Genomic DNA, 12,720 nt, shown 5'->3' on the forward strand with positions numbered 1-12,720 from the left:
GTGACCAACAGCGGTGTCGCCCGCTACCGCACGCTCAACACCCAGCACCTCACCGACCACCACTCGTACGAGTCCACATCGGACACCGTGGTGCTGCACGCGCGGACGTCCCAGTCGCGCGTCCGCGGATTCCACCTGATCAAGCCCTGCTGCTGCGTCAGCTGTGCAGGTGCGCTGGTTCGCCGGTCAGCTGCTCCACGTCGTCCGTCGCTGCTCGCAGCAGGTGGTGGGCCAGCTCGAACAACGCGCGCGCCGCAGCCTGTTCAGCCCCGATCTCCGGCACGTTGGTGTCGTCGGGATTGCGCTTGGCCACACCCTTGCCCTGCAGATCGGTCGCATCCCGCGTGCGCAACTCCGATCGCGCAGCCGAATGGGCTGCCGCGGAAGCGGATCGCCGACGCGCCCCGCTGCACGTCGTGATCGCCAACGACGACCCGGAGCGCGCGGAGCACGCCGAGGACGCCGTGCGCCGGACCGAGGCGAAGTGCCGCACCACCCACCCAAGCTTGGCTTCGACGAGGTGTACACGGGCTGGGGTAAGACGGGCACGCTCTTCCACTTCATGCGCTACCCCGGCCTGGTCCCGGACGTGGTCACCACCTCGAAGTCGTTCGGCGGGCGGGAAGTCATCGATTTCCGGCTACGTTGCGCGGGAACCCATCTTCCGCCGGGCGTACGGCAACGTCGTCGACGCGACCTTACACAGCACCACGTACTTCGGGTTCGGGGAGGAAACGGCCACCGCGCTGGAGGCCGTCTCGATCGCGGTGGAGGACGACTATCCGTCCCTGGCGCGAAAACTGGGTGAGCGACTGGAGGCCGGGCTGCGGGGCATCGCGGACAAGTACCCCAAGCTGATCCGGCGGACCGCTGGGGTAGGCGCGTTACACGGCGTGTTCCTGCACACCGGAGGCACCCTCGTGGACTCCGCGCTCAAATTGGTCCCCTCGAAGTTCGCGCAGGACCCGCAGGCGCGGTCGAAGATCCTGACCGCGGCGGTCATCGCCGCTCTGTACCGCGACCACGACATCCTCACCTTCTACGGGTCCAACCGCGAGATCGCGTTGATCGTCTCCCCGCCGCTGGTCGCCACAGAGGCCGAGGTCGAACCGTTCCTCACCGCGCTGGACGAGGTGCTGAGCCGAGGAGTGGTCAACCTGATCAGCGGTCTCGTGCGGGAGAAGGCGTCCGTGTGATCTCGAGGCATTTCCAGCTGATCAGCAAGCAGACCGTGCTCACCAGCGGGGTGCAGTTGCGCGGAGTTCCCGTGCACGATCGCCTCACCTCGGGAATTTACATCACGACCGTTGCGTAAAATCGTGGGGCTCGATACGGTGCCTCCATCATCTAGCGCTCACAGCGGGATCTCCTGACCAACGTGAACGACCTAGCGGTGACCGGCGGGCGGACTTCTGGCCGCGGTCGACGCAGCTGAGTTGTTAGCGCTCGGCTTCTGTGCCTGGATCGGGTCGCCGGCGGTGCTCCAACGGCAGAAGAGGTGTGATGTGGCCATCGATGGAATCACCTACTCGTCGTTCAGCGGTTGGATCGATCCCCCGGGCGAAGTCCTGCCGGCTTTCGAGGGTGAACTCGCCTGCGATGTCGCCGTCGTCGGTGGCGGCTACGCCGGCATGGCAGCAGCGCTGCGGCTGGCCGAACGAGGTGCCGACGTCGCCCTGTTCGAAGCCGGGTTCTGCGGGGTCGGGGCAAGCTCCCGCAACGCCGGCCATCTGTCCGGCGCGCCGCCAGGCGATCCCCGGCTCCTGGGAGCGCTGCAGCCCCATCGCCTTCGGGGCATCGTCCAGTTCTCGCAGGAAGCGGTCCGCTTCACCGAAGAACTCCTCCAGCGGCTCGCGATCGACAGCGACTACGAGCCAACCGGCAACGTGGAAGCCGCCGTCTCAGGCGGCCAAATCCAGAAAGTGCGGCGAACCGCGCAGATCCTCCACAAGGCAGGATCGGAGGCTGAGTTCGGCAGCGGGCGCGATCTCGGCTTGCCGGGAACGTTCCTCGCAGGCCTCTTCGAACGTCTCGGAGGGCTGCTGAATCCCGGCAAGTTCGCGCTCGGGCTCCGCGAGGCATTACTCGAATCGGGGGCGAGGGTGTTCGAGCGCACCCCCGTTCGAACCGTGGAACCCACGAGCGCGGGAGTCGTCGTCAACGTGCCGGGCGGCCACGTCCGTGCCGAGCGGGTCGTGCTCGCCACCAACGCCTATTCCCGCGAACTCGCGGTTGCCCCGAAACGGCTGGCAAATCCCGTATGGGTCCGCATGGTCGAGACTGATCCGATCGATTCCGCACGCTTGGAAGCGACCGGCTGGAGGAGTCGTTCCGGCATCGTCACCAAGCACAACATCATGGAGAGCTACCGCCTCACGCCGCGCGGCACGATCGTCTTCGGTGTTCGCCGCCTCTCGGCCGGGCGGGGCGCACTGGAGTCCCGCACACCGGACCCAGCCGCCGTCGCGGACCTGGCCCGCGGCTTTCGCACCCGATTCCCGTCGCTTCGTGACGTCGCGCTGGATCGGACGTGGGGCGGGTGGATCGCGATGACGTCGCCGTGGCTGCCCGTCGCTGGTGAAGCCACGAAGAACGTCTCCTATCTCATCGGTTGCAACGGCCACGGCCTTGCCCAAGCGCCTTACCTGGGCACGCTGCTCGCGGACCGACTCGCCGGCGACGAGCTCCATGACGATCTCGGCACCGTATGGCGCGCGCAGCCGCGGTTCGCTCCCTCGCTCTTCTGCAGCCCGCTGACCTTGCGCACCATGTGGGCGATCGACCGGCTGTCAGACCGGCTTCACAGCAGCAAGCGCTGAATACTCCTGTCCCCAAGGCTTTCCAAGTTCGACCACGTCCGGACCGAATCAACCGAGAACGTACAGGAGGGCCAGTTGGTCGCCACGGGATACACGGAGCAGAACTACGGCGAGGTCACCGTGCTCAGCGGCACCAATCGGGGTGCGTATCCGTTCGGCAATTCCCTGCTGGTGCGCGGCACCGACGCCACGCTCGTCATCGATCCGTCGCTGTCGCTCGTCGAAGCCGCACCGCCAGCGGATCTGGTCCTCATCAGCCACGCGCACGAGGACCACGTCGCCGGGCTCGGGAACTACGACGTGCCGGTCCACGTTCATGACGCGGACCTGGCTGCGCTGCAGTCCCGCGAGATGATGGTCGCCGGATTCGGCCTCCCGGCCGACGCTGTTGCGGATGCTGACAGGGCACTGCGGGACAAATTCCACGTGCAGGGCTGGCCGGATGCCCAGGGCTTCACCAACGGCACCGAGTTCGACCTGGGCGGGCGGACTGTGACCGTGGTGCATCTGCCCGGTCACACAGCTGGTCACAGCGGCTTCTTGATCGAGCCGGACGGCTTTCTGTTCGTGGCCGATATCGACCTGAGCTCGTTCGGCCCGTACTACGGCGACCTCAGCAGCAGTCTGGTGGACTTCGAGGCGTCGATGCGCCGGTGCCGGGACATCGAGGCTCGCTGGTACGGCACAGCGCACCAGAAGGGCGTGATCGACGGTTCCGCCGAGTTCCGCAGGCGGCTCGACGATTTCGCTGGCGTGGTGGAGAAACGGGACGCGACACTACTGGAGTTCCTCAGCGAACCACGCAACATCGACGACATCGCCGAGCACCGTCTGGTCTACCGGCCGCACGTCGAAGGTGCGCACGTGACGCCGGTCGAGCGGCGGACAGCGAGTCAGCACCTGGATCGCTTGATCGGCAAGAGCCTGGTCGCGGAAGTCGAGCCAGGGCGATACCGCGCGACGTAGTCGCACTGCACCATCATCTGTCATTCGTGGAGGGAGTCCGCGCACTATGCATGACGTTGCGGTGATCGGTGCCGGTTTTGCCGGCGTGACCGCGGCCCGGGATCTCAGCCTTGCGGGCCATTCGGTGATCCATCTCGAAGCGCGCGACCGGATCGGCGGCCGGACTTACTCCGGCGAAGCCTTCGGCCGCTCGGTGGAGTTCGGCGGCGCGTACGCGCACTGGACCCAGCCGAATGTCTGGCACGAACTCGAACGTTACGAAATCAGCCTGTCCACGCCGCTGGCGGTCGAGAAGATCTACTGGCTCGCCGACGACGACGTGCACTCCGGGACGCCCGCCGAATACACCGCATTCGGCGGCCCGCTTGTCGCTCGATTCGTGGGTGACGCGCGGAAGTGGTTCCCGCGGCCGTTCGAGCCCGGCGCCGCCGAAACCAGTGCGATCGAGAAGGAAACAGTCGCGGACCGAATCGACTCCCTGCATCTGTCCACATGGGACCGGGATGTGCTCGACGGTGTGCTGTCATCACTGGTCTGCTCGTACGGCGAGCAAGGAATGGCGCAGTTCCTCCTCTGGGTCGCGACCAGCTTCGGCGACTGGCACGCCTTCATCGAAACAGCTGGTCACTGGCCGATCGAGGGCGGGACCCGACGTCTGCTCGAAGCGATCGCGGGCGACTCGAAGGCCCAACTCCGCCTGTCCACACCGGTTGCAGCCATTGAGGACAACGGCCCCGGGGTCGTCGCGACCACCCGCGGCGGCGAGCGCATCCCGGCACGACGCGCCGTCATCGCCCTCCCGATCAACACCCTGAGCGACGTGGTCATCACGCCCCCGGTCGCGCAGTCGGTGCGCGAGATGATCGACCAACGGCACCCGATGAGGACGAGCAAGATCTGGGTGCGGGCCAAGGGCGAGATCGAACCCTTCGTGGCCAACGCCCCGGTCGGAAAGCACCCCATCAACACAGCCAAGACGGAGTACCGCCACGATGGTGACACGCTCATCGTGTGCTTCTGCTCCGACGCCTCAGCCATCAGCGCCGAGGACCATGAAGCGGTGCAGCAGGCCCTGCGGACCTTAGTGCCCGGCATCGAAGTGGTCGACACCGCCGCTCACGACTGGGTCGCCGACGAGTTCTCCCAAGGCACCTGGGTTCATCACCGACCTGGAAACCTGACCCGGGCGGTGCCGCTGATGCGCGAGCCCCACGGGCGCATCCATTTCGCCGGCGGCGACATCGCGGCGGTCGGTGTGGGCGGCATCGACGGCGCCATTGCTAGCGGCGCCAGGGCGGCCCGGGACATCGCTCGCGCCCTGGCCGACCACGGCGGCTGAGCACATCCGCACCGCACCCGGGACGACGAGTTCACCGGTTACGAGCCTGACGTGCCCGGGATAGGCGCGATCAAGGTGAGCACGGCATCGATGAGCGCCTCGACCCGGCTCGGATCGAACCGCTCGGGCTCGAAGGGGAACATCATCATCCAGCCATCGCCCATGGCGGCGAGCTGGTCGGCGAGCAGGTCGGCGGGTATGTCGTCGCGGATGGTGCCCTGCGCCTGCCCGGCCTCGAGAATCTTGGTGTGCAGGCGGTGATAACGCGCGTAGCGCTGCTCGATGATGGATGCCAGAGCCGGTTCGTACCGCGCATGGGTGAGGAGTTGGGACATCACCGGCCAGTACTCGGGATCGCCGGTGGTCATCGCCAGCCACTGCTCATAGAGCAGCTTGATGTCGGCCTTGGCCCGGGCCGGCTCGAGCATCGCGTCGTAGCGGTCGAACCGGCTTTCGGCCAATGCGGTGACCAGCTCCTCCTTGTTCGCGAAGTAGTAGGTCACCGCCCCGGTCGTATATCCGGCACGTTCGGCCACCTTGCGCAGTGATGCCTTGGCGTAGCCGTCCTCCGCGATGACCGAGGCCGCCGCCTTCAGGATCTCTGCCCGCTTCGCGGCGTGGTCCCCGGCAGGGCGACCGCGTTGCGCGACCGGTTCGCCACCCGGCGGTGAGGCGTTCGTCTTCGGCACTCCATCGATTCTGCCACAGATTTTTCATAACGATCGTTGTGTAAAAGCGTCGGATCTTCTACCGTGTTCCCCATCACACCGGATGTGAGAAAGGAAGAACCCATGGACGAGTCAGTGCGGGAAGCTTTCCGGAACGACGGCGCCGTCCTCATGAAGGACTGCCTCGACGAAGCGCAGCTGGCGCGGTGCCGCGAAGCGTTCGACTGGGCCGTCGCCAATCCCGGGCCGTACGTGTTCCAAGGGCTCGACGGGACCAAGCTGCAGACCCACATCGACAATGCCAACCCGCTCGCCAAAGACCGCCTGGACGACCTGGTTGCGTCGCTGCCGCTGGGCCGGATGTTCGCCGAACTGTGGGGCTCGGAGCACGTCTGGTACTTCGCCGAGGAAGTGTTCCTCAAAGCGGGCGGGAAAAGCGGTCGCGGTCCCTGGCACCAGGACACCGCGAACCTGCCGTGGGCCGGCCAGCACTGGGGCAACGCGTGGATCTCCTTCCAGCACATCCCCAAGCAGAACTCGCTGGAAATCGTCCGCGCCTCCCATCGCGGAATCCAGTACGACGGGGCCAGTTTCGCCGACCCCGACGATCCCACCGATCCGCTCTACGGTGACGGCACCCTGCCCCGCCTGCCGAACATCGACGCCGAGCGGGCTGTCGACCCCGACGCCTACGACGTGATCTCGTGGGAGGTCGATCCCGGTGACGTCGTTGTGCTCCATCCCCGTTCGCTGCACGGCGGCGCCGGCGTCGACGCCGGCTGCCCGGACCGCCACACCCTGGTGTTGCGCTTCTTCGGCGACGACGCCACGTTCCGGCCCCTTCCCGAATCGAACCCGCGCTACGCACGCAACGGCGTCCTGTTCGCCGAGGAGATGGCGAAGCTGAACCCCGGAGACCCGTTCCGCTCGCCCGTTTTCCGCCAGGTCGTCTGACCGGATCTCGCGAGGAGCATCGACGCGATGAAGCGCGAATCGATCAACCCACCCGGCACCCGGTCCACTTACGACTCACTGCACTTCTCACAGGCGACCCGTGTCGGCGACCTGATCTGGGTGTCGGGCCAGGTCGGCATCGACGCCTCCACGAAAGCTGCCGCCGACGGCATGGAAGCACAGGCCCGGCTCGCGTTCGAAGGCGTGAAAGCCGCCCTCGAAGCCGCTGGCGCGAACCTGGCCGACATCGTCGAACTGACGACGTTCCACACCGATCTCCGCGGTGACATCGAAGAATTCATCGAGGTCAAGGACGAGTACATCCCCGACCGGTACCCATCGTGGACCGCGGTCGGAGTGACCCAGCTGGCCCGCCCTGAACTGCTGGTCGAGATCCGCGTCGTCGCCGTGGCCGGCAGCGGCAACAGCTGACCCGGATACGACACGCGAACGCGACATCCCGGCTGGGAGCATCCACGCAGCAGCTCCCCCTCACCGATGAATCAGCTTGCCCACGACCGCAGACGGGGCTGGCCTCGATCACCTTCCGGAATGGTGGCCATTCGAGGTCGACGTGACGGCGATAGCTGCATTTGATCTGCCGAAATCGGGTCTTTCTCGTCCACGCGTGCGATCGAGCTGTCGCATGAAAGGAAAAAGAATGACTCATCCAGAATCGGACAAGGCTTCCCGAAGATCGAAGTCCGCGGACTTGACGTCCAGGCTCGACCGCTTGCCGGCAATGGCCCCGCACGCCATCTGGATTTCGATCCTGGCCGCCAACCTGGCACTCGAATTCTACGACAACGCGCTCTTCGCCTACATCACACCCGCGATCCAGGAGCACGCCGGCCTCACGCTGGCCCAGATCGGTGCGGTCACCACCGCTTTCTTCGTCGGGATGATCGTCGGCGGCCTCGTCGGTGGCCGGATCGCCGACAGGTTCGGCAGGCGGTCGGTCATCGCGTGGTCGACCGCCCTTTACTCCCTCGGCGCACTGGCGACCGCACTCTCAGCGAACTTCGAGGTGATGGTCCTCGCCCGGGTCGTCACCGGGATCGGAGCGGCAGCGGCGACGTCGGTTCTGCTGGTCTACGTCGCCGAGATGTTCCCGAGCAAAACTCGTGGCCGGTTCGTGTCGATCCTGAACTTCGGGTTCGTGGTCATCGCCCCGGTGATCGCCCTGCTGGTGCTGCTCGCGATCCCCCACGGCGGGCCGGATACCTGGCGGCACCTGTTCCTCATCGGCAGCTGTGCATTGGTGATCGCTCCCCTGGTTCGTTTCGCCATGCCGGAGTCGGTGCGCTGGCACCTCTCTCGCGGACAGCTCGATGCGGCGGAGAAGATCGTCGAAAAGCTCGAGGCTCGCGCGCTCCGTCGCGGACCGCTGCCCGAACCTTCAGTCGTCGCTGGAGAAACAAGAAGGCCGTCGCTGCGCGAGGTCTTCGGGAACAAGCGGATGATCGGCATTCTCCTCGTCGTGTCCGTGGGCTTCTTCGGCTCGACCCTGGGCTACTACCTGTTCCAGAACTGGGCCCTCTACTCACTCGTCTACGGCCTCAACTATCCCGAAACCGATGCGTACTGGATCCAGCTCGTCTGGAACGTCGTCTACTGCGTAACGCCATTCATCGCTCTGCTCTTCATGGACCGGATCGAGCGGAAGACCGTCATCTTCGCCACGTCGGTCATCACCGCGGTACCGCTGGTCCTGCTCGGTGTCTCCCCGTCCAGCTGGGTCGTCATCGCGTCGGGCGGAGCCGCCGCCATCGTGACCGGGCTCGTCGTCATCGCCTTCTACACCTACATCCCGGAAACGATGCCCACCGAAGTCCGCGGCCTGGGCAGCGGGATCGTCCTCAGCGTCGGACGGGTCGGCGGTGCGGCCTCCGGCTTCTTGGGTGCGGCGTTCTTCGCCAGCTGGGGCATGGGCGGCGTGATGGTCGCTGCGGCGGTCGCCTACGTCGTGTCCTCGGTCCTGGTCGTCCTGTTCGGTCCCCGGACCGCGAAGCGTCCGCTGGAAGGGGTCGCCGCCGAAGAGCTCGGCACCGCGGCATACCCCAGAACCGCGGCAGCGGCCGGGAAAGCACCGATGCGGGAGACGAACGAGTAGGGGGCGTGGGAGCCGAATCCAACGCTGTATCCACGAAGGCAGACAAGGGAGAACCACTGTGTCCGATGCGCTGAAACCCGCTGCAGCAGCGACGAATTCCGGCGCCGAACTGCCCCTGTTCGCGCTGCCGCAGGCGGAGCTGCTCACCCTCGACGTCAACGAAGTCCCCCTGGTGGACACCGAGCCCGGCACCAAGCTCCAGCTGCTCCGCCTGGATCTGGAAGCCGGCCGGTGGGTGGTCATGTTCCACATGGAGCCGGGCACCTCGGTGCCGATCCACTACCACACCGGCACGGCGGAGGTATTCACGCTGAAAGGCCGGTGGTACTACCAGGAATACCCGGATCAGCCGCAAACGGCGGGCTCCTACCTCTTCGAGCCCGGCGGTTCCGTCCACACGCTGCACGCGCCGGCAGACAACACCGAGGACACGGTGATGCTGGTCATGGTCACTGGGGCCAACGTGAACTTCACCGAGGACGGCCAGTTCCACTCGATCATCGACGCGGTCAGCATCAAGCACTGGCTTACCGGCTTCGCCAAGGAACAGGGTGTGAAGCTGCGCTACATCAGCACCGGTGCGGCCGGCTATGTGGAGACGGAGGGCGCATGCGCGCCGTCGTGATGCAGGGTCGGCGGCTGCACCTCGCCGAGCTGCCGGACCCGGTGCCAGGAGATGGAGAGGTTCTGGTCGAGGTTCTCGCTTGCGGTATCTGCGGTTCGGACCTGCATTGTGCGCAGTACGGTGCGGAATTCAATGACTCGATACGCGCCGCCCACGGCACGGATGTCCTCGATCTCGACCGGCCGATCGTCTTCGGCCACGAGTTCGTCGGGCGAGTCCTCGCCCACGGTCCCGGCACCACCGGCCGGGTCCCGATCGGCCGACGGGTCGTCTCGGTGCCGTCACTCTCCCGCCCGGACCAGCCTTTCCTCGGCTTCAGCGGCCCCGAGACCCCAGGCGGATACGCCGAGCGGATGGTGCTCTCCGAAGCGCTGCTGCTGGAAGTCCCCGACCACGTCCCCACCGACCAGGCCGCGCTCACCGAACCACTCGCCGTCGCCTACCACGCAGTGGTCCGCGCCGACCTCGGCCCGGACGACGTTCCGCTGGTCATCGGGTGCGGGCCAGTCGGTCTTGCGCTCATCGCGGTGCTTCGCACGCGGGGCGCTGGCCCGGTCGTCGCCGCCGATTTCTCCGCCGAGCGGCGACGTCTCGCCGAGTCCTTGGGAGCCGACCTGGTCGTCGACCCGGCACGGAGCTCCCCCTATGTGGAGTGGGCGACGATCGCGACATCCTCCGGCACAGAGCCGATGCCGACCGTGGCCTTCGAGTGCGTCGGAGCACCGGGAGTGATCCAGCAGATCATCCTCGGTGCCCCGCCCGGGAGCAAGATCGTCGTGGCCGGTCTGTGCATGACCTCCGACGGCTTCGAGCCCGCACAAGCGGTGCTCAAAGAGCTCGACCTGCGCTTCGCGTTCCTGTACACGCCGGACGAGTTCGCCCGCACCTTCGAGCACCTGGTCGACGGCGACTTCTCGATCACGCCGCTGGTCACCCGCACCATCAAGCTCGACGAGGTGCCCGAGGCGTTCGACGGCCTGTCGAACTCCCCGCAGGACGCGAAGGTCCTGATCGATCCGCGCCGCTAAGCCCACCCGCGCCGTGCCGCCGGGTTCGGAAGGCACGGCCGCCCCTCTCCTCGGAAAGAGCCCGATTCACACCTCAAAGGAAGAAACCGTGAACCCTTCCACTGACTACGCCACCGAGTTCGCCGGTCGAACCGCCCTGATCACGGGCGCCGCCTCCGGCATCGGCCTTGCCGTGGCCCGCCGTCTGGCCGCCGGCGGCGCCACCTTGGCCATTGCCGACATCAACGACACGGGCGCTCAGGAGATCGCCGACGAACTCCGCACGAAAGGCACTAAGACCATCGCTATCCGTGTCGACGTCACCGACCCGGCATCGGTGGAGGCGGCCGTCCAGTCCGCTGTGGACCAGCACGGCGCTCTGCACCTGGCCGTCAACAACGCCGGCATCATCGGCGCCGTCACCTCGACCGCCGAGTACCCGCAAGACCAGTGGAGTCGCGTCATCTCCACCAACCTGGACGGCGTCTTCTACTCGCTGCAGTACGAACTGCCCGCCATCCTCACTGCCGGCGGCGGTGCCATCGTCAACCTGGGCTCGGTCTGCGCCGTGAACGGTTTCCCGGGCGTCGCCGGCTACGCAGCCGCCAAGCACGGCGTCATCGGCCTGACCAAGACCGCCGCGCTGGAATATGCGCTCAGCGGAGTGCGGATCAACGCGATCGTGCCCGGCTTCATCGATACTCCCTTGCTGGCCGACGTCACCGACGAGGAACGCGCATACCTGATCGGCCTGCACCCTGCCGGACGCCTCGGCACCGCAGACGAAGTCGCGGAGATGGCGGCATTCCTGCTGTCCGAACGCGCATCCTTCGTCAACGGCAGTTCGCATTTCGTGGACGGCGCATACTCGGCCAGATGACCGCTCGAGTACAGCCTCAGCGGTTCCTGATGACACCCGGTCAGAAGCCCGACGGTCATGACCCAGCCTTCGGTATCAGGGCCTCAGACTCGCGAGAACTGCTTTTGCCGCGTTCTCCCCCGACGTCGCCGCGTCAGCGAGCGAAGGCATGTCGAGCTGGTAATCGCCCGCCAGGTGGATCGGCCCGAGAGGGTTCCGCAGCGTCGGCAACGATTCACGCCGACCGGGGGCCCAGAACGGCACCACGCGGTGGTGCCGTCGCACGATCCCTTCCCCGGGGGCGCCACCGAGGCCGGGCCTAGAAAGATCGCGAGGAAGCCCGCTTCCAGCAGCAACGATTCCCAGAAGAACGCGTACCAGCTCTGACCCACGTTGACGATCGACAGGTACAGCACCCACAACGACAGCCACATCAGCATGTGCGCCCACAGCGGGACCGCGTCGCCCGCGCCGGCCAGCACGGCCGCGCTGATGAGGGCACCACCGCAGGCCACGACTACGAAAAACCGGTCAGAGTAGTAGAGGTGGAACAGGCTGGGCACGTCGCGGAACCGCACCCGCCGCAGCAGCGTGGGTATCGGTGTCAGGCTCTGAGCACATCAGCCGTGGCCAAACGCGTCAACTATCGTCCGGCGGCTCTTGTGACGACGCTCGTAACTCACCAGCATCTCCTGCTCCGCAACGGATGATGCGCGCATCCGCGGCAAGATTTCATCCAGCCTCATCTCGTCGTAGCCAGGCCAAGGCTCCTCCTCGCACAGATCATCGATGCGTCCGACGACCGTCGCGCGTGCCTGGTTGCGCGTCTCGTAGCCGCGAACCTCGCGCAGTTCGCGCTGGGACAACCCTGGTAGCTTCTGGACGATCTCGGCCGCCGTGAGCCTGTCGTAGTGCGCAATCGGCAACTCCTCCTCGTCGACGACCGCCCCGGCGAGCTCCCCTTCAACCACCGCAACACCTGGAATGCGCCGTGCGGCCTGCCCCACTTCACGGCCCAAGTCCCCGAGCCCCTGCTGCGCCTCCCCCACGAGGGCCTCACCACGGCCCGCGAGATGGTCATAAGCGCCCTGAAGCTGGTGCATCACCCTCTCTCGCTCCTGCCACGCGTGTTCGACCTGTGTCGGAACATCACGCAGCCTCTCCACCACCCACGCCGTCGCCCCGACGGTGGCGTACAGCGAACGCCGAGTTTCCTGAACCAGACCCATCACGCCCCCTCAATCTCGTCCGCACGCATCGGCGCAGAACCTCCAACAGCCCAGGGGTTCCCTGATCACGAAACACCGATACCCCAAACCCACGACTGACCGTGCGCACGGACTAGGAACGCCACGCAGCCAACGTTCAAG

The 12,720-nt window shown here is 66.4% G+C and carries 13 protein-coding genes and 1 pseudogene; 10 read left to right on the forward strand and 4 right to left on the reverse strand.

Features of this window, described 5'->3' with window-relative positions; translation table 11 throughout:
• Positions 1-157: 157 nt before the first annotated feature.
• Positions 158-352 (reverse strand): dsRBD fold-containing protein, encoded by a 195-nt coding sequence (locus OU415_RS25370; protein WP_270951709.1) that lies wholly within the window; start codon positions 350-352, stop codon positions 158-160.
• On the opposite strand from OU415_RS25370, the gene OU415_RS25375 reads away from it, so the two are divergent.
• The 4 genes from OU415_RS25375 to OU415_RS25390 all read left to right on the forward strand — a co-directional run bounded on the left by OU415_RS25375 (position 345) and on the right by OU415_RS25390 (position 5,124).
• On the forward strand, positions 345-1,196 hold the full coding sequence (locus OU415_RS25375) for a PLP-dependent aminotransferase family protein (protein ID WP_270951710.1): 852 nt from the start codon (positions 345-347) through the stop codon (positions 1,194-1,196). The genes OU415_RS25370 and OU415_RS25375 overlap by 8 nt on opposite strands.
• Before the next feature lie 309 nt (positions 1,197-1,505).
• Entirely contained in the window at positions 1,506-2,819 is a 1,314-nt protein-coding gene (locus tag OU415_RS25380; RefSeq protein ID WP_270951711.1) for an NAD(P)/FAD-dependent oxidoreductase, read from the forward strand.
• Positions 2,820-2,894: 75 nt separating this feature from the next.
• Positions 2,895-3,785 (forward strand): MBL fold metallo-hydrolase, encoded by an 891-nt coding sequence (locus OU415_RS25385; protein WP_270951712.1) that lies wholly within the window; start codon positions 2,895-2,897, stop codon positions 3,783-3,785.
• Between the two features lie 46 nt (positions 3,786-3,831).
• Complete coding sequence (locus OU415_RS25390; protein WP_270951713.1) at positions 3,832-5,124, forward strand: flavin monoamine oxidase family protein; 1,293 nt, start codon at positions 3,832-3,834, stop codon at positions 5,122-5,124.
• Between the two features lie 38 nt (positions 5,125-5,162).
• On the opposite strand, the gene OU415_RS25395 is transcribed toward OU415_RS25390, so the two are convergent.
• The gene (locus OU415_RS25395) at positions 5,163-5,813 is read right to left on the reverse strand and encodes a TetR/AcrR family transcriptional regulator (protein ID WP_270951714.1); all 651 of its coding nucleotides are present in this window, start codon (positions 5,811-5,813) and stop codon (positions 5,163-5,165) included.
• A 102-nt stretch (positions 5,814-5,915) separates the two neighbouring features.
• Here OU415_RS25395 and OU415_RS25400 point away from each other — a divergent pair, with 102 nt between their 5' ends.
• From OU415_RS25400 to OU415_RS25425, 6 genes are all read left to right on the forward strand, one after another.
• Positions 5,916-6,746 carry a phytanoyl-CoA dioxygenase family protein gene (locus OU415_RS25400; protein ID WP_270951715.1) on the forward strand — a complete coding sequence of 277 codons (831 nt, stop codon included), beginning with the start codon at positions 5,916-5,918 and terminating at the stop codon, positions 6,744-6,746.
• 27 nt (positions 6,747-6,773) lie between these two features.
• Positions 6,774-7,178: a RidA family protein gene (locus OU415_RS25405; protein WP_270951716.1), complete on the forward strand. Its 405-nt coding sequence runs from the start codon at positions 6,774-6,776 to the stop codon at positions 7,176-7,178.
• A gap of 76 nt (positions 7,179-7,254) precedes the next feature.
• A complete protein-coding gene (locus OU415_RS25410) occupies positions 7,255-8,859 on the forward strand; it encodes an MFS transporter (RefSeq protein ID WP_270951717.1) in 1,605 nt (534 codons plus the stop codon).
• A 58-nt stretch (positions 8,860-8,917) separates the two neighbouring features.
• Entirely contained in the window at positions 8,918-9,484 is a 567-nt protein-coding gene (locus tag OU415_RS25415) for a 2,4'-dihydroxyacetophenone dioxygenase family protein (protein ID WP_270951718.1), read from the forward strand.
• Positions 9,469-10,512, forward strand: coding sequence for a zinc-binding dehydrogenase (locus OU415_RS25420; RefSeq protein WP_270951719.1), 1,044 nt, complete (start codon positions 9,469-9,471; stop codon positions 10,510-10,512). Before OU415_RS25415 ends, OU415_RS25420 begins: the two co-directional genes overlap by 16 nt.
• Positions 10,513-10,600: 88 nt before the next feature.
• The gene (locus OU415_RS25425; protein WP_270951720.1) at positions 10,601-11,371 is read left to right on the forward strand and encodes an SDR family NAD(P)-dependent oxidoreductase; all 771 of its coding nucleotides are present in this window, start codon (positions 10,601-10,603) and stop codon (positions 11,369-11,371) included.
• A gap of 275 nt (positions 11,372-11,646) precedes the next feature.
• Here the strand turns inward: OU415_RS25425 and OU415_RS25430 are convergent.
• Both OU415_RS25430 and OU415_RS25435 read right to left on the reverse strand, forming a co-directional pair.
• A pseudogene (locus OU415_RS25430) lies at positions 11,647-11,964 on the reverse strand (lipase maturation factor family protein); the annotation flags it as partial.
• A gap of 6 nt (positions 11,965-11,970) precedes the next feature.
• Complete coding sequence (locus tag OU415_RS25435; RefSeq protein ID WP_270951721.1) at positions 11,971-12,579, reverse strand: hypothetical protein; 609 nt, start codon at positions 12,577-12,579, stop codon at positions 11,971-11,973.
• Between the last annotated feature and the right edge of the window lie 141 nt (positions 12,580-12,720).

Origin of the sequence: Saccharopolyspora oryzae, from assembly GCF_027853915.1 — a bacterium.
GTDB classification, from domain to species: Bacteria; Actinomycetota; Actinomycetes; order Mycobacteriales; family Pseudonocardiaceae; genus Saccharopolyspora; species Saccharopolyspora oryzae.

Coding starts and splice junctions, on each gene's coding strand:
- OU415_RS25390 (WP_270951713.1), top strand. CDS start 3,832: ATGCATGACGTTGCGGTGATCGGTGCCGGTTTTGCCGGCGTGACCGCG.
- OU415_RS25400 (WP_270951715.1), top strand. CDS start 5,916: ATGGACGAGTCAGTGCGGGAAGCTTTCCGGAACGACGGCGCCGTCCTC.
- OU415_RS25405 (WP_270951716.1), top strand. CDS start 6,774: ATGAAGCGCGAATCGATCAACCCACCCGGCACCCGGTCCACTTACGAC.
- OU415_RS25420 (WP_270951719.1), top strand. CDS start 9,469: ATGCGCGCCGTCGTGATGCAGGGTCGGCGGCTGCACCTCGCCGAGCTG.
- OU415_RS25435 (WP_270951721.1), bottom strand. CDS start 12,579: ATGGGTCTGGTTCAGGAAACTCGGCGTTCGCTGTACGCCACCGTCGGG.